General features: G+C 43.8%; 28 protein-coding genes. 26 read left to right on the top strand and 2 right to left on the bottom strand.

What is annotated here, in order from left to right; all coding sequences use genetic code 11:
* The first annotated feature begins 64 nt into the window (after window positions 1–64).
* The 6 genes from gatC (at window position 65) to HMPREF9960_RS06530 (ending at window position 5,070) form a co-directional block, all read left to right on the top strand.
* Entirely contained in the window at window positions 65–367 is a 303-nt protein-coding gene (gatC, locus tag HMPREF9960_RS06555; protein WP_005591696.1) for an Asp-tRNA(Asn)/Glu-tRNA(Gln) amidotransferase subunit GatC, read from the top strand.
* Window positions 367–1,833 (top strand): Asp-tRNA(Asn)/Glu-tRNA(Gln) amidotransferase subunit GatA, encoded by a 1,467-nt coding sequence (gene gatA / locus HMPREF9960_RS06550; RefSeq protein ID WP_005591697.1) that lies wholly within the window; start codon window positions 367–369, stop codon window positions 1,831–1,833. The genes gatC and gatA overlap by 1 nt, the downstream gene beginning before the upstream one ends.
* Complete coding sequence (gatB, locus tag HMPREF9960_RS06545) at window positions 1,833–3,266, top strand: Asp-tRNA(Asn)/Glu-tRNA(Gln) amidotransferase subunit GatB (protein ID WP_005591698.1); 1,434 nt, start codon at window positions 1,833–1,835, stop codon at window positions 3,264–3,266. Before gatA ends, gatB begins: the two co-directional genes overlap by 1 nt.
* A 90-nt stretch (window positions 3,267–3,356) precedes the next feature.
* Window positions 3,357–3,713, top strand: coding sequence for a hypothetical protein (locus HMPREF9960_RS06540; protein WP_005591699.1), 357 nt, complete (start codon window positions 3,357–3,359; stop codon window positions 3,711–3,713).
* A 48-nt stretch (window positions 3,714–3,761) separates the two neighbouring features.
* Window positions 3,762–4,055 carry a hypothetical protein gene (locus tag HMPREF9960_RS06535; RefSeq protein ID WP_005591700.1) on the top strand — a complete coding sequence of 98 codons (294 nt, stop codon included), beginning with the start codon at window positions 3,762–3,764 and terminating at the stop codon, window positions 4,053–4,055.
* Window positions 4,056–4,158: 103 nt separating this feature from the next.
* On the top strand, window positions 4,159–5,070 hold the full coding sequence (locus tag HMPREF9960_RS06530; protein WP_005592301.1) for a DMT family transporter: 912 nt from the start codon (window positions 4,159–4,161) through the stop codon (window positions 5,068–5,070).
* A 66-nt stretch (window positions 5,071–5,136) separates the two neighbouring features.
* On the opposite strand, the gene HMPREF9960_RS06525 is transcribed toward HMPREF9960_RS06530, so the two are convergent.
* On the bottom strand, window positions 5,137–6,504 hold the full coding sequence (locus HMPREF9960_RS06525) for an aspartate kinase (RefSeq protein WP_005592275.1): 1,368 nt from the start codon (window positions 6,502–6,504) through the stop codon (window positions 5,137–5,139).
* 245 nt (window positions 6,505–6,749) lie between these two features.
* Between HMPREF9960_RS06525 and fabM the strand changes: the two genes are divergently transcribed.
* The 17 genes from fabM to HMPREF9960_RS06440 all read left to right on the top strand — a co-directional run bounded on the left by fabM (window position 6,750) and on the right by HMPREF9960_RS06440 (window position 20,786).
* Window positions 6,750–7,541 (top strand): trans-2-decenoyl-ACP isomerase, encoded by a 792-nt coding sequence (fabM, locus tag HMPREF9960_RS06520; protein WP_005591703.1) that lies wholly within the window; start codon window positions 6,750–6,752, stop codon window positions 7,539–7,541.
* A gap of 117 nt (window positions 7,542–7,658) precedes the next feature.
* Complete coding sequence (gene fabT / locus HMPREF9960_RS06515) at window positions 7,659–8,093, top strand: fatty acid biosynthesis transcriptional regulator FabT (RefSeq protein ID WP_005591704.1); 435 nt, start codon at window positions 7,659–7,661, stop codon at window positions 8,091–8,093.
* The gene (locus HMPREF9960_RS06510) at window positions 8,093–9,067 is read left to right on the top strand and encodes a beta-ketoacyl-ACP synthase III (protein WP_005591705.1); all 975 of its coding nucleotides are present in this window, start codon (window positions 8,093–8,095) and stop codon (window positions 9,065–9,067) included. Before fabT ends, HMPREF9960_RS06510 begins: the two co-directional genes overlap by 1 nt.
* Window positions 9,068–9,121: 54 nt before the next feature.
* Window positions 9,122–9,346 (top strand): acyl carrier protein, encoded by a 225-nt coding sequence (locus tag HMPREF9960_RS06505; RefSeq protein WP_005591706.1) that lies wholly within the window; start codon window positions 9,122–9,124, stop codon window positions 9,344–9,346.
* Window positions 9,347–9,475: 129 nt separating this feature from the next.
* Entirely contained in the window at window positions 9,476–10,450 is a 975-nt protein-coding gene (fabK, locus tag HMPREF9960_RS06500; RefSeq protein ID WP_005591707.1) for an enoyl-[acyl-carrier-protein] reductase FabK, read from the top strand.
* Window positions 10,443–11,363 (top strand): ACP S-malonyltransferase, encoded by a 921-nt coding sequence (gene fabD / locus HMPREF9960_RS06495; protein WP_005591708.1) that lies wholly within the window; start codon window positions 10,443–10,445, stop codon window positions 11,361–11,363. The genes fabK and fabD overlap by 8 nt, the downstream gene beginning before the upstream one ends.
* A 12-nt stretch (window positions 11,364–11,375) precedes the next feature.
* Complete coding sequence (fabG, locus tag HMPREF9960_RS06490; protein WP_005591709.1) at window positions 11,376–12,110, top strand: 3-oxoacyl-[acyl-carrier-protein] reductase; 735 nt, start codon at window positions 11,376–11,378, stop codon at window positions 12,108–12,110.
* Window positions 12,111–12,162: 52 nt separating this feature from the next.
* Window positions 12,163–13,395 (top strand): beta-ketoacyl-ACP synthase II, encoded by a 1,233-nt coding sequence (gene fabF, locus HMPREF9960_RS06485; protein ID WP_005591710.1) that lies wholly within the window; start codon window positions 12,163–12,165, stop codon window positions 13,393–13,395.
* Complete coding sequence (accB, locus tag HMPREF9960_RS06480; RefSeq protein ID WP_005591711.1) at window positions 13,396–13,893, top strand: acetyl-CoA carboxylase biotin carboxyl carrier protein; 498 nt, start codon at window positions 13,396–13,398, stop codon at window positions 13,891–13,893.
* The gene (gene fabZ, locus HMPREF9960_RS06475) at window positions 13,890–14,312 is read left to right on the top strand and encodes a 3-hydroxyacyl-ACP dehydratase FabZ (RefSeq protein ID WP_005591712.1); all 423 of its coding nucleotides are present in this window, start codon (window positions 13,890–13,892) and stop codon (window positions 14,310–14,312) included. Before accB ends, fabZ begins: the two co-directional genes overlap by 4 nt.
* An 18-nt stretch (window positions 14,313–14,330) precedes the next feature.
* Window positions 14,331–15,698 (top strand): acetyl-CoA carboxylase biotin carboxylase subunit, encoded by a 1,368-nt coding sequence (locus HMPREF9960_RS06470; RefSeq protein WP_005591713.1) that lies wholly within the window; start codon window positions 14,331–14,333, stop codon window positions 15,696–15,698.
* 65 nt (window positions 15,699–15,763) lie between these two features.
* Window positions 15,764–16,627: an acetyl-CoA carboxylase, carboxyltransferase subunit beta gene (gene accD, locus HMPREF9960_RS06465; RefSeq protein WP_005591714.1), complete on the top strand. Its 864-nt coding sequence runs from the start codon at window positions 15,764–15,766 to the stop codon at window positions 16,625–16,627.
* Complete coding sequence (locus tag HMPREF9960_RS06460) at window positions 16,624–17,394, top strand: acetyl-CoA carboxylase carboxyl transferase subunit alpha (protein WP_005591715.1); 771 nt, start codon at window positions 16,624–16,626, stop codon at window positions 17,392–17,394. Before accD ends, HMPREF9960_RS06460 begins: the two co-directional genes overlap by 4 nt.
* Before the next feature lie 183 nt (window positions 17,395–17,577).
* The gene (locus HMPREF9960_RS06455; protein WP_005592313.1) at window positions 17,578–18,126 is read left to right on the top strand and encodes a carboxymuconolactone decarboxylase family protein; all 549 of its coding nucleotides are present in this window, start codon (window positions 17,578–17,580) and stop codon (window positions 18,124–18,126) included.
* Between the two features lie 249 nt (window positions 18,127–18,375).
* On the top strand, window positions 18,376–18,954 hold the full coding sequence (locus HMPREF9960_RS06450; protein WP_005591717.1) for a TetR/AcrR family transcriptional regulator: 579 nt from the start codon (window positions 18,376–18,378) through the stop codon (window positions 18,952–18,954).
* Window positions 18,951–19,631: an ABC transporter ATP-binding protein gene (locus tag HMPREF9960_RS06445; RefSeq protein ID WP_005591718.1), complete on the top strand. Its 681-nt coding sequence runs from the start codon at window positions 18,951–18,953 to the stop codon at window positions 19,629–19,631. The genes HMPREF9960_RS06450 and HMPREF9960_RS06445 overlap by 4 nt, the downstream gene beginning before the upstream one ends.
* A 3-nt stretch (window positions 19,632–19,634) precedes the next feature.
* Window positions 19,635–20,786 carry an ABC transporter permease gene (locus HMPREF9960_RS06440; protein ID WP_005591719.1) on the top strand — a complete coding sequence of 384 codons (1,152 nt, stop codon included), beginning with the start codon at window positions 19,635–19,637 and terminating at the stop codon, window positions 20,784–20,786.
* Between the two features lie 111 nt (window positions 20,787–20,897).
* Here the strand turns inward: HMPREF9960_RS06440 and HMPREF9960_RS06435 are convergent, their stop codons facing one another.
* The gene (locus HMPREF9960_RS06435; RefSeq protein ID WP_005591720.1) at window positions 20,898–21,425 is read right to left on the bottom strand and encodes an NUDIX hydrolase; all 528 of its coding nucleotides are present in this window, start codon (window positions 21,423–21,425) and stop codon (window positions 20,898–20,900) included.
* 121 nt (window positions 21,426–21,546) lie between these two features.
* Between HMPREF9960_RS06435 and truA the strand changes: the two genes are divergently transcribed.
* The 3 genes from truA to HMPREF9960_RS06420 are packed head-to-tail and all read left to right on the top strand — an operon-like array spanning window position 21,547 to window position 23,519.
* Window positions 21,547–22,296 (top strand): tRNA pseudouridine(38-40) synthase TruA, encoded by a 750-nt coding sequence (truA, locus tag HMPREF9960_RS06430; protein ID WP_005591721.1) that lies wholly within the window; start codon window positions 21,547–21,549, stop codon window positions 22,294–22,296.
* A complete protein-coding gene (locus tag HMPREF9960_RS06425) occupies window positions 22,286–23,047 on the top strand; it encodes a bifunctional hydroxymethylpyrimidine kinase/phosphomethylpyrimidine kinase (RefSeq protein ID WP_005591722.1) in 762 nt (253 codons plus the stop codon). The genes truA and HMPREF9960_RS06425 overlap by 11 nt, the downstream gene beginning before the upstream one ends.
* Complete coding sequence (locus tag HMPREF9960_RS06420) at window positions 23,037–23,519, top strand: ECF transporter S component (protein WP_005592264.1); 483 nt, start codon at window positions 23,037–23,039, stop codon at window positions 23,517–23,519. The genes HMPREF9960_RS06425 and HMPREF9960_RS06420 overlap by 11 nt, the downstream gene beginning before the upstream one ends.
* Window position 23,520: the final 1 nt, after the last annotated feature.

The raw sequence follows: 23,520 nt of genomic DNA, 5'->3' as shown, positions 1-23,520 counted from the left end.
TTTTCTTAGATTTATCGTTTTCGGTCAGTATTCATGCTCGTCTATCTTATGAAAGGAATCAGAGATGAAGATTACTCAAGAAGAAGTAAGTCACGTTGCAAAACTGTCTAAACTAGCTTTTTCACCAGAAGAGACAGCTGAGTTTGCGACAACCTTGTCTAAAATTGTCGACATGGTCGAATTGCTCAATGAAGTGGACACGGAGGGTGTGCCTTTCACTTCCAATGTGGCAGCTAACATCAACTATATGCGAGAAGATGTGGCTCAGCCAGGCTGGAACCGGGAAGAGCTTTTCCAAAATGTACCTGAAAAAGAGCGGGGCTACATCAAAGTGCCTGCCATCCTAGATGACGGAGGAGATGCCTAATGACTTTTAATCACAAGACCATTGAAGAGCTGCATGCTTTGCTGGTCAAAAAAGAAATTTCTGCAGTAGAGTTAACTCAGGCGACTTTGGCAGACATCAAAGAACGTGAAGCTGCCGTGGATAGTTTTATTACTGTCAGCGAAGAGGAGGCATTGGCTCAGGCAGCAGCTCTGGATGCCAAGGGCATTGATGCTGATAATCTTATGAGCGGAATTCCGCTGGCGGTTAAGGACAATATCTCAACCAAGGGAATTTTGACAACAGCTGCCTCTAAAATGCTCTACAACTATAAGCCAATTTTCGATGCGACCAGCGTGGAGAAGCTCTATGGTAAGGACATGATTATCGTCGGGAAAACCAACATGGACGAGTTCGCCATGGGTGGATCTAGCGAAAACTCTTACTTTAAGACGACTAAGAATGCTTGGGACAGCAGCAAGGTTCCCGGTGGATCATCTGGTGGTTCAGCGACAGCTGTTGCCTCTGGTCAGGTTCGTCTGTCACTGGGGTCAGATACGGGTGGTTCTATTCGTCAGCCTGCTTCCTTTAACGGTGTAGTCGGCCTCAAGCCAACCTATGGACGGGTTTCCCGTTTTGGTCTCATTGCTTTTGGTTCTTCTTTAGACCAGATTGGGCCTTTCTCTCAGACGGTTAAGGAAAATGCTCAGTTATTGAACGTCATTTCTGGTAATGATCCTAAGGATTCTACATCATCACAAGAGGCAGTACCAGACTTTACCAGCAAGATTGGCCAAGATATCAAGGGCATGAAGATTGCCTTGCCTAAGGAATACATGGGTGAGGGAATTGACAGCAAGGTCAAGGAAACAATTTTGGCAGCAGCCAAGCACTTGGAAAGTCTAGGTGCGATTGTTGAAGAAGTGAGCCTGCCCCACAGCAAGTATGGCGTGGCTGTTTACTATATCATCGCTTCCTCTGAAGCCAGCTCTAACCTGCAGCGCTTTGACGGTATTCGCTATGGCTACCGCGCAGAAGGAATTGAAAATCTAGAAGATGTCTATGTCAAATCTCGTAGCGAAGGCTTTGGTGAAGAGGTGAAACGCCGCATCATGCTGGGTACTTTCAGTTTGTCATCTGGTTACTACGATGCTTACTTCAAGAAAGCTGGTCAGGTTCGTACCTTGATTATGCAAGATTTTGCCAAGGTATTTGAAAAATATGATTTGATCTTAGGTCCAACTGCACCAACGGTTGCTTATGACTTGGGCAGCCAAAACCAGGATCCTGTGGCCATGTATTTGGCTGACCTTTTGACCATTCCAGTCAATCTGGCTGGCCTGCCGGGCATTTCAATCCCAGCTGGCTTTGCAGATGGTCTTCCTGTCGGCCTGCAGCTGATTGGGAACCACTTCGATGAAGCGACCATCTATCAGGCAGCCGCAGCATTTGAAGCGACGACTGACTATCACAAACAGCAGCCAGTTATCTTTGGAGGTGAAAAATAATGAACTTTGAAACAGTTATCGGACTGGAAGTCCATGTTGAATTGAAGACCAATTCAAAAATTTTCTCACCAGCTCCAGCTCACTTCGGTGAAGATCCTAATGCCAACACCAATATCATTGACTGGTCCTTCCCAGGTGTTCTACCTGTTATGAATAAGGGTGTCATTGACTATGGTATCAAGGCTGCTCTGGCTTTGAACATGGATATTCACCAGAAGATGCACTTTGACCGCAAGAATTACTTCTATCCGGACAATCCAAAAGCCTATCAAATTTCTCAGTTTGATGAGCCGATTGGCTACAATGGCTGGATTGAGATTGAGCTAGAAGATGGCACGACCAAGAAAATCCGTATCGAGCGGGCCCACTTGGAAGAAGATGCAGGAAAAAATACCCACGGTAGTGACGGCTATTCTTATGTGGACCTCAACCGTCAAGGGGTGCCTCTGATTGAGATTGTATCCGAAGCGGATATGCGCAGTCCAGAAGAAGCCTATGCCTATCTGACTGCCCTCAAGGAAATCATTCAGTACACGGGCATTTCGGATGTCAAGATGGAAGAGGGCTCCATGCGGGTCGATGCCAATATTTCCATCCGTCCTTACGGTCAGGAAGAATTTGGTACTAAGACTGAGCTGAAAAACCTTAATTCCTTCAACTTTGTCCGTAAGGGTCTGGCATTTGAGGAAAAACGCCAAGCAGAAATCCTACGCAGTGGAGGTCAAATCCGTCAGGAAACCCGTCGCTATGATGAAGCAACTGGCGAAACTCTGCTCATGCGGGTGAAGGAAGGTTCGGCTGACTATCGTTACTTCCCAGAGCCTGATTTGCCTATCTTTGAGATCGAAGATGCTTGGATTGAGCAAGTGCGCAGTAGCCTGCCAGCCTTTCCAAAAGAGCGCCGTGCCAAGTATGTGGGCGACTACGGTCTGTCTGACTACGATGCTAAGCAGCTGACAGCTACGAAGGCTGTGTCAGACTTCTTTGAAGCAGCTGTTGCGGCAGGTGGCGATGCTAAATCTGTCTCTAACTGGCTCCAAGGAGAAGTGGCGCAATACCTCAATGCCGAAGGCAAGACCATCTCTGAGATTGAGCTGACACCTGAGAACCTGACTGAGATGATTGCGCTGATTGCAGATGGCACAATTTCCTCTAAGATTGCTAAGAAGGTCTTTGTTCATCTGGCTAAAAATGGTGGCTCTGCTAAGGAATATGTACAAAAAGCAGGCTTGATCCAAATCTCAGATCCTGCTCAACTTCTTCCTATTATCCAGCAAGTTTTTGCGGATAATGAAAAAGCCATCAATGACTATAAGGGCGGAAACAAGAATGCGGCCAAGTCCTTGATCGGTCAATTGATGAAGGCTACCAAGGGTCAAGCCAACCCGCAAGTAGCACAAAAATTGCTCAATGAAGAGTTGGAAAAACTTTAGAAATAAGGGGAAAACCAGTCGTGAGGCTGGTTTTTACCTTTTATTTGAATGGAACTTATGGTAAAATAGATAAAAAATAAAGGAGTCCTTATGTCAGAAATTAAAGTAAAACGTGGAACAGGTTTTGTAGGGATTATTGGGAATTTTCCAATTTTAATCAATGGTCAAAAGGTTGGTACAATCCAGAATGGTGACGAGGCTGCCTTTCCTATTGAGGGAGAAGAAGCTGTTGTTCGTGTAGGAGCTGCTCCTATGAGAACCAAGCCAGTGACAGTTAAAGCAGGGCAAACCTTGTTGGTTGAAACGAATTTTACGAATTTTTCTAGCTGTCTAGGAGTTTTATTGCTCGGCCTGTTCTTTGGTGGCCTAGTGCGTGCAATTTTATTGCTTCTTGCTATGGCTTTAATGTTTCTTCTGCCTTTTTACTCAGCTAGGATTGAAGAATAAACTAAAGAATTTTTGTTGATAGGTTAGCTTGAAATAAAGGAGTTTTTGATGCCAAAATTTACCATTACGCGTTCTACGGGTATAGTTGGAGTTGCCCAAAATGTTGCAGTATATCTAAATGGTGAACTTGTGGATAAACTTGCGAATAATGAAAGTAAAACGTTGATTTTTGAGGGAGACAGTGTTGAACTACAGGTTGGACAAAGCTTTATGAAATCGCATAAGATTCAAGTGAAAGATGGCCAGAAGGTACTTGTTACAGCTTCTGGAATGCGAGCTATGCTAGGAATTATTGGCTTTATATTAGGTTTGCCTTATTTACTTCTTGAGATAGAGGATTAGCCATTTTTGGGCTCTGCTAAATCATAAAAAATCAGTCAAAACAGACTGATTTTTCTTTATGGTTTATGTTATAATGATCAAAGCTAACAGAAAGAGGTTTGGGATGTCAAAAGTTTTAAGGGGAACCCTTTATACCTTGGCTGCGGGGATTGCTTGGGGCTTATCGGGAACAAGTGGTCAATATCTGATGGAGCATGGTTTTTCGGCACTGAGCTTGACCAATGTGCGCTTGTTGTTAGCGGGTTTGGTTTTGATGATGTTGGCTTATGCGACAAATAAAGATTCTTTTAAAGAGATTTGGAAAGACAAGAGCTCTCTTCTACACATTTCACTTTTTGCAGTTCTAGGCTTATTCATCAATCAATATGCATATTTAGCGGCCATTCATGAGACGAATGCAGGAACAGCAACGGTTTTACAATATCTCTGTCCTGTTGGTGTTTTGGCATACACTTGTATCAAAGACAGAGTAGCACCGACTGTGGCTCAGATTTGTTCAATGATTCTAGCCATAGGTGGAACCTTTCTGATTGCGACCCACGGTCAGGTCAATCAGCTCTCGATGACGCCAAAAGGCTTATTTTTAGGTATTTTCTCAGCTTTTACTTATGCACTTTATATTCTTTTGCCGATTGGGCTCATTAAAAAGTGGGGAAGCATGCTGGTAATCGGGATTGGGATGACCATTGCAGGTATCTTGCTCCTTCCTTTCAGCGGTATTTTCCAGCATCAGTGGCAATTCCGTTTAGATATCCTTCTAGCCTTGGTCGGCATCATTGTCATCGGAACAATCTTTGCTTACACCGTCTTTTTGAAGGGAACAAGCTTGGTCGGTCCTGTTAAATCTAGTCTCTTAGCTTCGATTGAGCCAATTTCAGCGGTCTTTTTTGCCTTTGTCATTATGAATGAACACTTTTATCTGCTTGATTTTGTAGGTATGGGCATGATTTTGCTGGCTGTCCTGTTGATATCTGTTAAGGACTTGATCTTGGAAAAGAAAAAAGGTTTATTATAAGCAAGAAAGAATAAGGAAAGACCTGGCTCCACATAGAGCTAGGTCTTTGTTGTTTACTTATTCGGTTTATTCATTGCTTTCTGAGCTGCCAAAGAATGCTTTATATAAAGCACGGATGGCTTCTTTTTCTTGGTTTTTATTGACAACAAACATGATAGAAACTTCACTGGAACCTTGCGACATCATTTGGATATTGATTTTGTTGTCAGAAAGAGCTCTAGTCGCAGTAGCCGTCACCCCGATATGACTTTTCATTTTTTCGCCGACAATCATGATGATAGAAAGATCATGCTCAATCTCAGCGTAGTCTACTTCTGCTTTTTGTACAAGCTGGCGTAGAATCTCTTCTTCTTTGATTGGAGTTAATTCACGTTCACGAAGAATGATGGAAAGATCATCGATTCCTGTTGGCATATGCTCCCAACCGATATTTAAATCTTCCAAAATCTGAAGCGCCTTTCGGCCAAATCCAACTTCTCGGTTCATGAGATACTTGGACATGTTAATACTTACGAAGCCAGAATCACCAGCGATTCCTACAACAGGAGGATGATCTTCGCTATGTTTATGGACAATGCGAGTACCAGGGTGCTCTGGATTGTTGGTATTTTTTATAACGAGTGGAATTTTTCCGCGATAGGCTGGAAGCAGAGCTTCATCGTGAAGGACGGTAAAACCTGCATAGGCTAATTCTCGCATTTCACGGTAAGTAAGCTCGGCGATGGAACGTGGCTTATGAATAATCCCAGGGTGGGCAGCAAAGATGCCGTCTACATCAGTGAAGTTCTCATAGACATCAGCTTTGACACCAGCTGCAATAATTGATCCTGTAATATCCGACCCGCCACGAGAAAAAGTACAGATCTGTCCATCTTGAGTGACACCAAAGAAGCCAGGGATGACAAGGACTTCATCGGAATGAATTAGTTCTTCCAATTTATCATAGCTTGAAGGAAGGATCCGAGCATTTCCTGGTTCGCTTGAAACCACTAGTCCAGCTTCTCTAGGATGGACGTAGCGAGCCGGAATGCCATTGTGGTTAAAGTAAGCTGCGATGAGCTTAGCATTGTTGTTTTCACCAGCTGCTAGGAAAGTATCGTAAAGAAATTCATTGCTTTCAATTGGCAGAGTAGCTAGGGAGATGATGCTCTTAGAAATTTTTTCAATAATTGCAGATTTTAGACCTAGCTCAGAGACCATATCGGAGTAGCGTTTAATAATCCAATTTTGCTCCTTGGAGACATCATTTCCTGCAATGTACTGGCGATAATACTTAATCAGGGCATCGGTGACTTTTGTATCCTGGTCATCTCTTTTTCCTGGTGCAGAAACGACAACGAAGCGACGCTCAGCATCAGACTTTACAATATGTAAGACTTTTTCTAATTGTGAAGCAGAAGCGAGTGAACTTCCGCCAAATTTTACAACTTTCATAGAAACTCCTAAACATGATTTAGGAAAAATTATAACAAAATTCTGAAAATTTTGCAAATCTATCAGAAGTACTGCTTTATGTAAATTTGTTGCAAAAATAAGCAAAAAACGAATATGAAATCAAATTTTCCAGTTTTTGTTTTCTTTCTGACATCTTTTATGCTAGAATAAATGTAATTTGACTATCAAATTATTTAATTATGAAATAAAACGACTGTAATTACCCAGTCTGGAATGGAGTTAGAATGACTTTTAATGGTATTCTTTATAAGGTAGTTGATGAAGTGGCAACTATTACCTTCAATCGTCCTGAAGTTTCAAATGGTTTCAATATCTTTATGTGTGAGGAGATTTTAGAAGCGATTGAGCTGGCCGCAAATGATGAGGCAGTGAAGTTTCTAGTGATCAATGCCAATGGGAAGGTATTTTCTGTCGGTGGCGACCTAGCTGAGATGCAAAGAGCTGTCAGTGCTGACGATATTCAATCCTTGGTAAAAATTGCAGAGCTGGTCAATGACATTTCTTTTGCCATGAAACGGCTACCCAAGCCAGTTATCATGAGTGTGGATGGCCCTGTTGCTGGTGCAGCTGCCAATATGGTCGTGGCTGCAGATTTCTGTATTGCGACAGAAAAATCTCGCTTCATTCAAGCTTTTGTGGGAGTGGGCTTAGCGCCAGATGCCGGCGGGCTTTATCTTCTGACTCGGGCAATTGGTGTGACTCGGGCGACTCATTTGGTCATGACGGGAGAGGCCTTGACTGCTGAGAAGGCTCTGGATTATGGTTTGCTCTATAAGGTCTGTGAAGCAGAGAAGCTAGAAAAAACAACGGAACAGTTGCTGAAGAAGCTAAAACGCGGTTCGCTGAATTCTTACAGAGCTATGAAAGAAATGGTCTGGAAGAGCCTGTTCAGCGGTTGGAAAGAATATGCGGAGTTGGAGTTATCTTTACAGAAGTCTCTTGCTTTCACTGAGGACTTCAAAGAAGGTGTCCAAGCTTATACTGAGAAGCGTCGTCCACAATTTACAGGTAAGTAACGATTTGCAAGATAAGAAAATTGTTTGAAAATCAAATAAATTTTCAAAAGGACTTGCAAATTATTTTGAGATCTGATAAAATTTGAATGTCAAAGTATTTATGAAGGAGGTGTTGGTTTGAATTATCAATTAGTCAATGATTATTTAACATCTATTTTTAATAATGTTTTGGTTATTGAAGAGTCCAGCCTCCGAGGCAGTCAATTTAAAGACGTCTCGATTAAAGAAATGCACACTATTGATGTTATTGGTACCATGCCTAATGCGACTCCAAGCGATATTTCAAAGGAATTGTTAGTCACTTTGGGGACTGTCACAACCAGCTTGAATAACTTGGAGCGTAAAGGGTATATCGAGCGTCGCCGTTCATCCATTGACCGTCGTGTAGTTCATCTGAGTTTGACTAAGAAGGGGAGGCTCTTGTATCGCCTTCATAAACGATTCCACAATCGCATGGTCATGCAAGTAGTGGAAGGAATGTCCCCAGAAGAAAAAAATGCAATGCAAAAAGGTTTGCAGAACTTGTATAATTTTTTAGAGGAGCTGAAATAATGAACTATGTAAGAATTACTCAAGTAGCTCATTATGCTCCAGAGCAGGTTGTCACAAATGATGATCTGGCCAAGATGATGGATACAAGTGATGAATGGATCTCAAGTCGAACAGGTATCAAACAGCGACATTTATCTCGAACTGAGTCAACAAGCGATTTAGCTACAAAGGTTGCTGAGCAATTGCTAGAACAGGCTCAACTGTCTGCTGATCAGCTTGATTTTATCATTATTGCGACGATCACTCCAGATTCTATGATGCCGTCAACTGCAGCTAGAGTGCAGGCCAATATTGGAGCTACCAAGGCTTTTGCTTTTGACTTGACGGCAGCTTGCAGTGGCTTCATCTTTGCCTTATCAACTGGAGAAAAGTTCATTTCTTCTGGTCGCTATCAAAGAGGTTTGGTCATCGGTAGCGAAACGCTATCGAAGGTCGTTGATTGGTCGGATCGTGCGACGTCAGTCTTATTTGGTGATGGGGCTGGAGGAGTCTTGCTTGAATCAGCAGAAAAGCAGCATTTTTGGGCTGAAAGCCAGTTTACTGATGGCTTGAGAGGTCAGAGTTTGACTTGTGGTGGACTTGGTTTGTCCTCTCCATTTTCGGAAAAGCAAGTTGATGATCGCTATTTGAAAATGGAAGGCCGAGCAATCTTTGATTTCGCTATTCGTGATGTGGCACAGTCTATCAAAAATACCATTGAAGAGAGTCCATTTTCAGTGGATGAGCTTGATTATTTGCTCTTGCATCAGGCCAATATCCGAATTTTAGATAAAATGGCGAAGAAACTAGGAGTTTCTCGGGAAAAACTACCTGCTAATATGATGGAATATGGCAATACTAGTGCAGCTAGTATCCCGATTTTATTATCTGAGTGTGTCCAACAGGACTTGATTAAGCTGAACGGAGATCAGACTATTTTATTGTCAGGTTTCGGTGGAGGTTTGACATGGGGCACGCTTATTGTTACAATTTAGTTAATCATGTGGAAACACATAGATAAAAAATATATTTTTTAAAGGAGTCTATCCATGGCAGTATTTGAAAAAGTACAAGAAATTATCGTTGAGGAACTTGGTAAAGAGCCATCAGAAGTTACACTTGAGTCAACTTTCGATGATCTTGAAGCGGATTCATTGGATTTGTTCCAAGTAATTTCAGAAATCGAAGATGCATTTGACATCCAAATTGAGACTGAAGAAGGCTTGAAAACAGTTGGTGACTTGGTTGCCTACGTAGAAGAAAAAACAAAATAATAAAGATTTGAGAGTATCGCAAGATATTCTCTCTTGTTTAGGTAATAGTTTGAATTTCAAAGTAAAAAGGCTGCTATCTAGCGGTTTGGGCTCGAGCTATTACTTAAGCAATGATTAGAGGAAGGTATTATGCAAACACGAATTACAGAATTATTAGATATTAAATATCCTATTTTCCAAGGTGGTATGGCCTGGGTCGCAGATGGTGACTTGGCTGGTGCTGTTTCAAAAGCTGGTGGTCTTGGGATCATCGGTGGCGGAAATGCTCCTAAGGAAGTGGTGAAAGCTAATATTGACAAGATTAAGTCTTTGACGGATCGTCCTTTTGGTGTCAATATCATGCTTTTGTCGCCTTTTGTAGATGACATCGTGGATTTGGTGATCGAAGAGGGTGTAAAAGTGGTGACGACTGGTGCGGGCAATCCAAGCAAGTACATGGCTCGTTTCCACGAAGCAGGTATTACTGTGATTCCTGTTGTACCAAGTGTGGCTTTGGCTAAACGGATGGAAAAAATAGGAGCGGATGCCGTCATTGCTGAAGGGATGGAAGCCGGTGGTCACATCGGTAAGTTAACAACCATGACCTTGGTTCGTCAGGTTGTAGAAGCAGTTAACATTCCAGTTATTGCGGCTGGTGGTATTGCGGATGGATCTGGTGCTGCAGCTGGCTTTATGTTAGGAGCAGAAGCGGTTCAGGTCGGAACACGCTTCGTTGTAGCTAAGGAATCCAATGCCCATCAAAATTATAAAGATATGATTTTGAAAGCTCGTGATATTGATACGACAATTTCTGCTCAACACTTCGGTCATGCGGTTCGTGCGCTCAAGAATAAGCTGACTCGCGATTTTGAAAAGGCTGAAAAAGAAGCCTTCAAGCAAGAAAATCCAGACTTGACTGTTTTTGAAAATCTGGGTGCTGGTGCCTTGGCCAATGCAGTTGTCCGTGGCGATGTGGAAAACGGATCCGTCATGTCCGGTCAGATTGCCGGCTTGGTCAGCAAGGAAGAAACAGTCGAAGAAATCCTCAAGGATATCTATTATGGCGCTGCTGAGAAGATTCAGCAAGAAGCAAAACGTTGGGCAGGAGTAACTAGAAATGACTAAGACAGCCTTTCTATTTGCTGGTCAGGGAGCCCAATATCTGGGAATGGCTCGTGACCTCTATGAGCAGTATGATGTGGTTAAGGCGACTTTTGAGGAAGCGAGTCAAGTTCTGGGCTATGATGTTCGGGCATTGATTGACCAAGATGAAGAAAAACTCAACCAAACTCGCTATACTCAACCAGCAATTTTGACAACTTCTCTTGCTATTTATCGCTTGTTGACTGAAAAAGGAATCCAGCCTGATATGGTGGTTGGCCTCTCTCTAGGCGAATACTCTGCCTTGGTAGCTGCTGGTGCGCTGGACTTCAAAACAGCGGTAGCTCTAGTCGCTAAACGCGGAGCTTTCATGGAGGAAGCAGCTCCTGCTGGTTCTGGAAAGATGGTTGCGGTGCTAAATGCGGACGTAGGTCTTATTGAAGAAGCCTGCCAGACAGCCAGTCAGCTAGGAGTGGTCTCTCCTGCTAACTATAATACTCCAGGTCAAATCGTCATTGGGGGAGATGTGGCAGCGGTGGATAAAGCAGTGGAACTCCTCAGAGAAGCAGGTGTGAAGCGCTTGATTCCGCTGAATGTTTCAGGTCCTTTCCATACAGCACTCTTAAAACCAGCCAGTGAGCAATTAGCCCAGGTTTTGGCTGAAACAGAATTTGCTGATTTTCAGCTTCCGCTAGTGGGCAATACAGAGGCGGATATCATGGAAACTGGCAGAATTAAGGAATTGTTAACTCGTCAGGTCATGGAGCCAGTTCGTTTCTACGATAGTATCGCTAAAATGCAGGAAGCTGGTGTGACAGAGTTTATCGAGATTGGTCCAGGGAAAATATTGTCTGGCTTTCTGAAAAAAATTGATAAATCAGCAGTTGTTTATCATGTTGAAAGTGTGGAGACTTTGACAGCCCTACTGGAAAAATAATGGGGAATACCAATGGAATTAAAGAATAAAAATGTTTTTATTACTGGCTCTAGCCGTGGGATTGGTCTGGCTATTGCCCATAAGTTTGCAAGTGCAGGTGCCAATATTATCTTGAACGGTCGCGGTCAAATTTCAGACCAAGTTTTAGCTGAGTTTGCTGGTTATCCGATCAAGGTCGTGGTTATTTCAGGCGATGTATCTGATGGCGCTGATGCCAAGCGAATGGTTGAGGAGGCGATTGCGGCTTTAGGTTCTGTAGATGTCTTGGTCAACAATGCTGGAATTACCCGTGATAAGATTATGCTCAAGATGACAGAGGAAGACTTCGAGCAAGTGCTGAAGGTCAATCTGACTGGAGCCTTCAATATGACCCAAGCTGTCTTGAAACCAATGACCAAGGCTCGTCAGGGAGCAATCATCAACCTATCAAGTGTTGTCGGTTTGACTGGTAATGTCGGTCAGGCCAACTATGCAGCGTCTAAAGCTGGATTGATTGGATTTTCTAAGTCGGTTGCTCGTGAGGTAGCTGGGCGCAATATCCGTGTCAATGTGATTGCCCCAGGCTTTATCGAATCGGATATGACAGACGGGCTTTCTGAAAAAATCAAAGAAGCTTCTCTGGCTCAAATCCCAATGAAACGGTTCGGCAATACCGAAGAAGTGGCTGATGTTGCTTTGTTCTTAGCAGAACAGGAATATCTTACTGGTCAGGTCATCGCGATTGATGGCGGGCTGACCATGCAGTAAGTGCAATGCATTTGGATTTGACAGTTCACCAATTATCATAAAGGAGTTCACTATGAAACTAAATCGAGTTGTTGTAACAGGTTATGGCTTAACCTCTCCCATCGGAAATACACCAGAAGAATTTTGGAATAGTTTAAAAGAAGGTAAGATTGGAATTGGTCCCATCACCAAGTTTGATCACAACGATTTTGCTGTTCATAATGCGGCTGAAGTCCAAGACTTTCCATTTGATAAATACTTTATCAAGAAAGATACCAATCGTTTTGACAACTATTCTTTGTATGCCTTGTATGCAGCTCAAGAAGCGGTAACAAATGCGAATCTTGATGTAGAAGCAATCGATAAAGACCGCTTTGGTGTCATCGTTGCTTCTGGTATCGGTGGTATCAAGGAAATCGAAGATCAAGTTATCCGTTTGCATGAAAAAGGTCCAAAACGCGTTAAGCCAATGACCTTGCCAAAAGCTTTGCCCAATATGGCTTCAGGAAATGTGGCTATGCGCTTCGGAGCAAACGGGATTTGTAAATCAATCAATACAGCTTGTGCCTCATCAAATGATGCGATTGGCGATGCCTTCCGCTCTATCAAGTTTGGTTTCCAAGATGTCATGCTAGTTGGAGGATCAGAAGCTTCTATCACTCCATTTGCCATTGCTGGTTTCCAAGCTCTGACAGCTCTTTCTACGACAGAAGATCCTAGCCGTGCTTCTATTCCATTTGATAAAGACCGTAATGGCTTTGTGATGGGAGAAGGATCTGGTATGTTGGTGCTTGAAAGTCTGGAACACGCTGAAAAACGTGGAGCGACTATCTTGGCTGAAGTAGTTGGTTATGGAAATACTTGTGATGCTTATCATATGACTTCACCCCATCCAGAAGGTCAGGGTGCGATTAAGGCTATTAAATTGGCATTGGAAGAGGCAGAGATTTCTCCAGAGCAAGTGGCTTATGTCAATGCCCACGGTACTTCAACTCCTGCTAATGAAAAAGGAGAAAGTGGAGCTATCGTAGCTGTTCTTGGTAAAGAAGTACCTGTATCTTCAACCAAGTCATTCACAGGACACTTGCTTGGGGCTGCAGGAGCGGTAGAAGCAATCGCTACAATCGAAGCAATGCGCCATAACTTTGTACCAAAAACAGCTGGAACAAGTGAATTGTCAGACTATATTGAAGCAAACGTCGTTTATGGACAAGGCTTGGAGCAAGAAATTCCTTATGCGATTTCCAATACATTTGGTTTTGGCGGTCACAATGCGGTTCTGGCATTCAAGCGTTGGGAGGACTAGATGAATATCAATGAAATTAAAGACTTGATGGCTCAGTTCGACCAATCAAGCCTGCGTGAATTTTCTTATAAAAATCAAAGTGATGAATTGACTTTCAGCAAGAATGAAAGTTCTGCCGCAGTCGCAGCAACTCCAGCAGTCAGTGCAGCCCCTGTTGTAGCTCCTGTGCAGCCAGCAAGTGCACCTGTAGCTGAGACAGTTTCCCAAGCAGCTCCAACTGCAGCACCTGAGGTGGCTCCAGAGGCCCCGGCACTAGCTGCTGAGGGTGATGTCGTGGAAAGTCCCTTGGTTGGTGTGGCTTACTTGGCTGCAGGTCCAGATAAACCAGCTTTTGTCAGTGTAGGAGACCAAGTTAAAAAAGGTCAAACTCTGATGATTATTGAAGCCATGAAGGTCATGAATGAAGTGCCAGCACCGAAAGATGGTCTGGTGACAGAAATTCTGGTTCAGAATGAAGAAATGGTTGAGTTTGGGAAAGGGCTGGTACGCATCAAATGATTGATATCAATGCAATAAAAGAGGCGCTTCCGCACCGCTATCCTATGTTGTTGGTGGACCGTGTATTGGAAGTCAGCGAAGATGAGATTGTCGCTTTGAAAAATGTGACGATCAACGAGCCATTCTTTAACGGACATTTCCCTCAGTATCCAGTTATGCCAGGTGTCCTGATTATGGAAGCTTTGGCTCAAACGGCTGGTGTGCTGGAATTGTCTAAAGAAGAAAATAAGGGCAAGCTGGTCTTCTATGCTGGTATGGACAAGGTCAAGTTCAAGAAGCAAGTTGTACCAGGCGACCAGCTGATTATGACGGCTAAGTTTGTCAAGCGCCGCGGAACCATTGCAGTGGTAGAGGCCAAGGCAGAAGTTGACGGAAAACTTGTAGCTAGCGGAACCTTGACCTTTGCGATTGGTCAATAAGAAAGAGGAGATTTCACCATGTTTCGTAAAATTTTAATTGCTAACCGTGGGGAAATTGCGGTCAGAATTATTCGTGCAGCCCGCGAACTGGGAATTGATACTGTCGCTGTTTATTCAACGGCTGATAAGGAAGCGCTCCATACTTTACTGGCTGATGAGGCAGTCTGCATCGGGCCAGCCAAGTCTACAGATTCTTATCTGAATATGAACGCTGTCCTGTCTGCTGCTGTTCTGACAGGTGCAGAAGCCATTCACCCTGGTTTTGGTTTTTTGAGTGAAAACTCCAAATTTGCGACTATGTGCGAAGAAGTTGGCATTAAGTTTATTGGACCTTCAGGTGCTGTCATGGACTTGATGGGGGACAAGATCAATGCGCGGGCTCAGATGATTAAGGCAAAAGTGCCGGTTATCCCGGGTTCTGACGGGGAAGTCCATACCTCTGAGGAAGCCTTGGAAGTAGCTAAAAAGATTGGCTATCCAGTCATGCTCAAAGCTTCTGCTGGCGGCGGCGGCAAGGGCATTCGTAAGGTTGAAAAGGCTGAGGATTTAGTAGCGGCCTTTGAGTCTGCATCTAGCGAAGCCAAAGCAGCCTTTGGTAATGGTGCTATGTATATGGAGCGCGTCATCTATCCAGCGCGCCATATTGAAGTCCAGATTTTAGCAGATCAGCAGGGGCATGTGGTCCACTTGGGCGAGCGGGATTGCTCTTTGCAGCGGAATAATCAGAAGGTACTGGAAGAAAGTCCATCTGTGGCAATTGGGAAAACCCTACGCCAGCAGATTGGGGAAGCGGCTGTTCGGGCTGCTGAGTCTGTCGGCTATGAAAATGCCGGAACGATTGAGTTTCTGTTAGATGAAGCCAAGGGTGAATTCTACTTTATGGAGATGAACACTCGGGTGCAGGTCGAGCATCCAGTGACTGAGTTTGTTACTGGTGTAGATATTGTTAAAGAGCAGATTAAGATTGCGGATGGTCAGGAGCTGTCCTTTAGTCAAGAAGATGTTGAAATTCGCGGTCATGCGATTGAATGTCGGATCAATGCTGAAAATCCGGCCTTTAACTTTGCACCGAGCCCAGGCAAGATTTCCAATCTTTATCTGCCAAGTGGCGGAGTGGGACTGCGCGTGGATTCGGCGGTCTATCATGGCTATACCATTCCTCCTTACTACGACAGTATGATTGCCAAAATCATCGTTCACGGAGAAAATCGCTTTGATGCCCTGATGAAGATGCAACGGGCTCTCTATGAGCTAGAAATCGACGGTGTCGTGACCAATAGCAGTTTCCAACTGGATTTGATTTCAGATCCTAATGTGATTGCTGGTGATTATGATACAGCCTTTCTCATGGAGAAGTTTCTTCCGGCTTATCAAGAGAAAAAATAGATGAAAAAGAGTGATTTTGTTTGAAAGAAGCAGAATCACTCTAAAATTTAATGAAGGAGTAAGCAATGCCTTTGTTTTCAAAAAAGGATAAATATATTCGAATCAATCCTAATCGTTCCTCTCGTGCCTTGCCTCAGCCAAAACCAGAAGTTCCAGATGAACTTTTTTCCAAGTGTCCAGGTTGTAAGCATATCATTTATCAAAAGGATTTGGGGGCAGAGCGTGTCTGTCCAAGCTGTGGCTACACTTTTCGGATTTCAGCTTTTGAGCGCCTGAGTTTGACAGTGGATGAAGGAAGCTTTGAGGAATTGTTCACCGGTATTGAGACGACAGATCCCTTACATTTTCCAAATTATCAAGAAAAACTGGCAAAGATGCGGGAAAAGACTGGTCTAGATGAGGCCGTTTTGACAGGAACCGCTCTGATAAAAGGCCAAAAATTAGCCCTTGGGATCATGGATTCCAACTTTATCATGGCTTCCATGGGAACGGTTGTCGGAGAGAAGATTACCCGCCTATTTGAGTATGCGACAGAGCATCAGTTGCCAGTCGTCCTCTTTACGGCTTCTGGCGGTGCTCGCATGCAGGAAGGTATCATGAGTCTGATGCAAATGGCTAAGACTTCTGCTGCTGTGCAACGTCATTCAAAGGCTGGTCTTTTTTACCTGACCGTTTTGACAGATCCGACAACAGGCGGTGTCACAGCCTCTTTTGCTATGGAAGGTGATATTATCTTGGCAGAAGCGCAGGCTTTGGTAGGCTTTGCCGGACGTCGGGTTATTGAGTCTACTGTACGGGAAAAGTTGCCAGATGACTTTCAAAAGGCAGAGTTTTTGCTGGAGCATGGCTTTGTTGATGCGATCGTCAAACGTGGTGAATTGCGGGATCGGATTGCTACTCTCTTGAGATTTCATGGAGGTGACCAATGACAAAAATCAGTCAGATTATAAAAGCGGCGCGTGATCAGTCCCGTTTGACGGCTCTGGATTTTGCCCAAGGAATTTTTGATGATTTTGTGGAATTGCACGGAGATCGTGGTTTTCGTGATGATGGTGCTGTCATTGGCGGTATCGGAACATTAAATGGTCAGCCAGTCACAGTGGTCGGTATTCAAAAAGGTCGCAATTTACAGGACAATCTGCGACGGAACTTTGGTCAGCCCCATCCTGAAGGTTATCGCAAGGCTCTACGTCTCATGAAGCAGGCTGAGAAATTCGGCCGTCCAGTCGTGACCTTTATCAATACGGCTGGTGCCTATCCTGGCGTCGGTGCTGAGGAGCGTGGACAGGGTGAAGCCATTGCCCGTAATCTCATGGAAATGAGTGATTTGAAAGTGCCCATTATTGCCATTATCATCGGCGAGGGTGGCTCTGGCGGGGCACTGGCCTTAGCAGTTGCTGACAAGGTCTGGATGCTGGAAAACTCCATGTATGCCATTCTCAGTCCAGAAGGTTTTGCTTCGATTTTATGGAAAGATGGCAGCCGAGCAATGGAGGCGGCGGAGATGATGAAAATCACCTCGCACGAACTTTTGCAGACGGGTGTCGTTGATAAGGTCATCCCTGAACGTGGCTTTAATAAAAATGAGCTCTTGGCTGCAGTCAAGCAAGAGATCAGTACTGAACTAGCGGAACTTTCCAAACTTTCTCTCGAGCAACTTTTGGAAGATCGCTATCAACGTTTTAGAAAATATTAGCCAGAAGCCTTAGGGCTTCTTTTTCTTGCTTGAGAGAGGTATGGAGGCAGTTAAGGCAGGGAATATATTTTGGTTTGACATGTAGCAATATATTCTCTTTATGGAGGTCATATAAAATATATATTATACAAGCTGTAAGACCTATGTTAAGATAGTTGCTAATTAAAAGAAATGAGGTTTCATATGTCAGAATTTACTATCCACACGATTGAGTCCGCACCAGCTGAGGTGAAAGAGGTTTTAGAAACTGTTCAAAAAGATAACGGTGGCTACATTCCCAATCTTATCGGTCTTTTGGCCAATGCGCCAACGGCTTTGGAAACATATCGGACGGTTGGAGCCATCAATCGTCGAAACAGCCTGACACCGACTGAGCGTGAAGTAGTGCAGATTACGGCTGCAGTTACTAATGGCTGTGCTTTCTGTGTAGCGGGTCATACAGCTTTTTCAATCAAGCAGATTCAAATGAATGATGATCTTTTGGAGGCTCTGCGCAATCGAACTCCGATTGACACCGATCCGAAGCTAGATACGCTTGCTAAATTTACCATTGCTGTCATCAATACCAAGGGTCGGGTCGGAGACGAGGCTTTGGCAGACTTCCTAGAATCAGGCTATACACATGAGAATGCTCTGGATGTAGTTCTGGGTGTCAGCCTTGCAACCCTTTGCAATTATGCCAATAATCTGGCCAACACGCCAATAAATCCAGAATTGCAGCCTTATGCCTAGTCTTTGAGGAGGTGGCAGAGCTTTTTAGAACGCTCCTTGTCTCTCATTGACTGTATCTAATACAAAACCTAGTTCCGACTAGGGAGACTTTCCCTGGCTCAACTTCTGAAAGAGCCTTATCAATACTTTAGAAAATATAAAAAATCGAAGCCGAAAGGCTTCTTTTTATACTTGTTTTTTAATGTTTTGTGTGATATTATATTTTAAGAAACAAATGTTGCGCAACGATTGTATCTTAAAGGAGTTTCTATGCCACCTAAAAATAAATTTACTCGTGATGAAATTATCCAAGCAGCTCTAGGGATTGTCAGGGAAGACGGTTTAGCTGGTTTGACTGCTCGTTCTCTAGCGGAACGATTACAGTCTAGTTCCAAGGTTATTTTCGGTCAGTTTGAAAATATGGAGGATCTAAGTCATTCGGTTGTTCGGGCGGCTGAATTCGTTTTGGTCCAATATATTCGTTCGGCTTTGGAGCGAGCCAAGCCTTTCAGAGCAGTTGGCATGGCCTATATCCTTTTTGCCAGTCAGGAACCTCAGCTTTTTAAAATTCTCTATCTAAATCCTCACAAGAACCCCATTGAGTCTTTCAAGGACTTTTTACCTCAGAAAGACCATAGTTATCAGCAGATATTAGAGTCGATTGTGGAGGATTATCCCATGTCCATAGAAAGTGCAGAGTTCGTTTATCAGCATTTATTTATCTATTCTCATGGTTTGGCTAGCATGATAGCATCGGGTATTTATTCTTTTAGTCAGGAGGAAGTGACAGAACGCTTAACGCAAGTATTTACTGCCCTCCTAAAGGAAATGAAAGGAAAGCAAGAATGATTAGATTAAAGGGAATTCGTAAGTCCTACAATGGAAGAGAAGTTTTAAAAGGGATCGACTTAGAGGTTGCTGACCAAGATTACTTGGTCATTTTAGGTGCTTCTGGATCTGGAAAGTCAACCTTGCTCAACGTTTTATCAGGCCTAGAAAAACCAGACAGTGGTCATGTATACTACGGTGAGGAAGATCTATCCCAGCTGACAGAAGGTCAATTGACGGTTTTTCGTCGAGCGCAGATTGCTTTTATTTTTCAGCAGTATTTTTTACTTCCAAATCTTACAGTGGAGCAAAATGTCAAAATGGGCGCCAATCTAGCAGGCAATCAAGATTATATCCGTATTTTGGAGGCTTTAGGTTTAGGTGATAAACTTCAGCATTATCCAAGTCAGCTGTCAGGCGGTGAGCAGCAGCGGGTGGCTATTGCACGAGCCCTAGCTAAAAGACCCAATGTCCTCTTTTTGGATGAGCCGACTGGAGCCTTGGACGAAGCAACAGGTCGTCAGATTCTAGCCTATATTTCAAGTCTTCAAGAGGAGCTAGGATTTACGCTGGTCATGGTGACCCACAATGCAAATATTGCTCAGATGGCTAAGACCATTGTCCATATCAATAGCGGTCAGATTCAAAGCTTAGAGACAAATAGCCAGCCCAAGACGGCCTATGAGATTGGATGGTAAGCTATGTTTTCAATAAAAGATTTGTATAGATTAGTCGTTGTATCAATTATTAGCTTTTGCGCGGTCTTTGTGACCAATCTCTTCTTAAATTTTTATCTGGATATCCGTTTACTAGATCAAACAAATTGGTTGCCTGAGATTCGAGCTGTTTACGATGCTCAAGTTGCGATTTCTTGGTTAATTGCATCAATTAGCGGAGCTGTTTTATCCCTAACATCGATACTCCTTCTCTTCTTTTACATTCGGAAATTTATTGACCAGCATAAGCCAGAATTAGGAGTTTTAAAAGCTCTGGGCTATAAAAACTGGGAAATTGCTCGAAAGTTTTGGCTTTTTAGTCTTCCAATTGGCTTGGGAACGAGCATTGGCTATTTCTCTTCGTTTGTCATGATGCCACATTTTTATCAGTTGCGTAATCAAAGCGGAGTTTTGCCTGAAATTACCATCCGGCAACATTGGCCCCTCTTCTTGTTTCTCGTTGTCTTGCCGACTCTTGCCTTTGCTGCTTTAGCTGTCCTCTACGCTAGTTATTGTCTACGTTTCCCTGCTCTAGACTTGCTCAAGCGGGTCAGCCCTAGTCGAAAGTCACCAAAAAGGAAAACAGTAAAGCAAATAAGGAAAGACCGCCCCTTTTTAAAAGACCTTTCTGCCAGCCTGCTCTGGTCTAGAAAATTATTAATATTCTTTGTCATTTTCGGTTCGATGTGCTTTTCAGCTATGATTCAACTATCATTTGGTATGAAAGAATTGACAGATGAAACCATTCAGATCATGATGATGTCAATCGGTACTGTCCTATCAGTAGCAATCCTCTATCTGTCGCTGGGAGTACTCCTGCAGGAAAATCAAGAAACCCTAGCTATTATGAAGGTTTTTGGTTATAGCAGAAATGAGTGCCATAAGAGTTTGTTTGCTCCCTACCGCTTTCTTGCTTTTTTGGGCTTCGTCTTAGGAACGGGCTATCAATACGGGATTATGCAGCTTTTACTCAGATTGATGGAAAAATCAATAGCTCAGAAAGTTGACTATGATTTTGATTTTGGAGTCTGCCTGATGACTTTGCTAGTCTTTGTCTTAGTCTATGAAAGTTTAATCTATTTATCCAGTAGAAGGATAGATCAACTGACTATTAAGCAGGTCATGTTGGGAGAATAAAAGAGGCTGGGACAAAAGTCCTAGCCTCTCAATTGTCTTTGGAATGTCGAGCAAGACGCAGTGGTTGAGTGGGCTCTACTACGCTGATTTCATCAGCTTTTACAGCCCTACTCAACTGTGCGGAGGTGGGACGACGAAATCGAATTCTAACGAATGACCGATTTCTGTCCCACTCTCTTTTTTGCTGATGATATGCTGAATACCTATCTGGAGGTGCTTGAGGATGTGTGTGATTTCCTTTGGAAAAACTTTATAGTTTTCCAAGTCTGTCAGGGGAATCCAATAGACTTGTTCTTGGTTATGTTGGTAGTCAAATTGCTTGCCGTGAGGTTTCATCAGGTAATAGAAGCAAATCTCATGACATTCTAGTCCCTTGAGGATGCCGGTTGAGTTGGAAAATAAATTTTCATGAACAAAAGCCAGCTTCTCAATCTCATACCTTTGTCCTGTTTCTTCGAAAACTTCTCGCCGGACAGCTTCTTCGGAGGTCTCTCCAAATCTGACTGCCCCTCCTACTGAATAGAAATAGTCTTCGCTAGGAGAGGATATGACACAGAGGGCTTCCTCCTCAATGATGACTGCAGCAGCCCGATAGCGAAAGCGCTCCTGCCCTTGGGTATAAGAAATATCCTTTGCCATAGTGTCCTCCTTGCGTTTTTTAGTTTACTTGATTTCGCTCTTTCTGTCAATGCTTTCTGTACCCAGACAGTTCTATTCTTTCTCTCTTGCGACAGGCTTTTTTTCCTGTTAAAATAAGGGCATGACTCGTTATAAAGCCCTTATTTCCTACGACGGGCATGACTTTGCTGGCTTTCAGCGCCAGCCTCATGCTCGGAGCGTTCAGGAAGAAATCGAAAAAACCTTAACTCGTATCAACAAAGGTCAGCCCATTGTCATCCACGGAGCTGGTCGGACCGACAGCGGCGTTCATGCGCTTGGGCAGGTCATTCACTTTGACCTCCCGTCAGCTAGGGATGAAGAAAAGCTGCGTTTTGCCTTGGATACCCAGACGCCAGAGGATATTGATGTCATTTCTGTGGAGGAAGTGACGGAAGATTTTCATGCCCGTTACAAGCCGCACAGCAAAACCTATGAGTTTCTGGTGGATATTGGTCGACCCAAAAATCCGATGATGCGCCACTATGCGACCCATTATCCCTATCCTTTGGAGATTCCTCTGATGGAGCAGGCCATTAAAGCCTTGGAGGGGACACACGATTTTACAGGCTTTACAGCCTCGGGTACCAGTGTGGAAAATAAGGTTCGTACGATTACAAAGGCCAGTCTGACTTTTGATGCGCAACGCAATTTTCTAGTCTTTACTTTTTCTGGCAATGGCTTTCTCTATAAGCAAATCCGCAACATGGTGGGAACCTTGCTTAAGATTGGAAACAAGCGGATGCCAGTCAACCAAATCGAACGGATTTTAGAAGAAAAGGATCGGCAGCTAGCTGGGCCAACCGCAGCGCCTAATGGTCTTTATCTAAAGGAGATTATCTATGAAGAATAAGCTGATTTTAGCCCTTTCTGGCAATGATATTTTTAGTGGTGGTGGTCTTCATGCGGATCTGGCTACTTATACGGTCCATGGTCTGCATGGTTTTGTAGCGGTGACTTGCTTGACTGCGATGACGGACAAGGGCTTTGAAGTTCTTCCGACCGACGAGCAGGTCTTTGCCCAGCAACTCTCCTCGCTCAAAGATGTACCGTTTTCGGCCATCAAGTTGGGCTTGTTACCGACGGTTGCCATTGCAGATCAGGCTCTGGACTTCATCAAAAAGCAAACGGGCATACCAGTCGTGCTAGATCCTGTCCTAGTCTGCAAGGAAACCCACGATGTGGAAGTTTCGGCCCTCCGAGATGAATTGATCAAATTTTTCCCTTATACGACCATTATCACGCCCAATCTACCAGAAGCAGAGATCCTGACCCAGTCGGAGATCAAGAGTCTGGATGACCTCAAGGCTGCGGCTGTGACCCTCCATGAACTAGGAGCTCAAAATGTCGTAATCAAGGGAGGAAATCGTTTCAGTCAAGATCGAGCCCTTGATTTATTTTACGATGGCAAAGACTTTGAGTTGTTAGAAAGCCCTGTTTTACCAAATAATAATACAGGAGCCGGCTGTACCTTTGCTTCTAGCATAGCTAGTCAGCTTTTGGCAGGCCAATCCCCTCTTGAAGCCGTCAACTATTCAAAAGATTTTGTTTACCGCGCTATTCAGCGCTCAGATCAGTATGGAGTTATTCAATATGAAAAATAATCAGACAAGAAAAATCGCTTTGCTGGCTGTCATTACAGCCCTATCCATTGTTTTGGGGAATTTTTTCAAAATCCCTACGCCCACTGGTTTTCTAACTCTGTTAGATGCAGGGATTTACTTTACCGCATTTTATTTTGGTCGTAAGGAAGGGGCCTTGGTTGGTGGCTTGTCCGGTCTCTTGATTGACTTGGTGGCGGGCTATCCTCAGTGGATGGTCTTTAGCCTCATTTGCCATGGCCTTCAAGGCTACTTTGCCGGCTTTACTGGCAAGCAGCGTTATATCGGCTTGCTCTTGGCTGGTCTTGCCATGGTCGGTGGCTATGCTCTCTTTGGTAGCATTTTGAGTGGACCGGGTGCAGCTATTGCAGCGATTTGGGGCAATGTCATGCAAAATATTTTTGGCTTGGTGGTCGGCTATGCCCTTTACAGAGCCTTTCCCCTTGCCTTGAAAAGAGCGGTTCAGCCAGAGTAAG

The sequence above is a fragment of the Streptococcus cristatus ATCC 51100 genome, from assembly GCF_000222765.1.
GTDB lineage: Bacteria > Bacillota > Bacilli > Lactobacillales > Streptococcaceae > Streptococcus > Streptococcus cristatus.
Note: the sequence above shows the minus strand (reverse complement) of the source record. Positions and strands in the feature narration are given on the sequence as shown.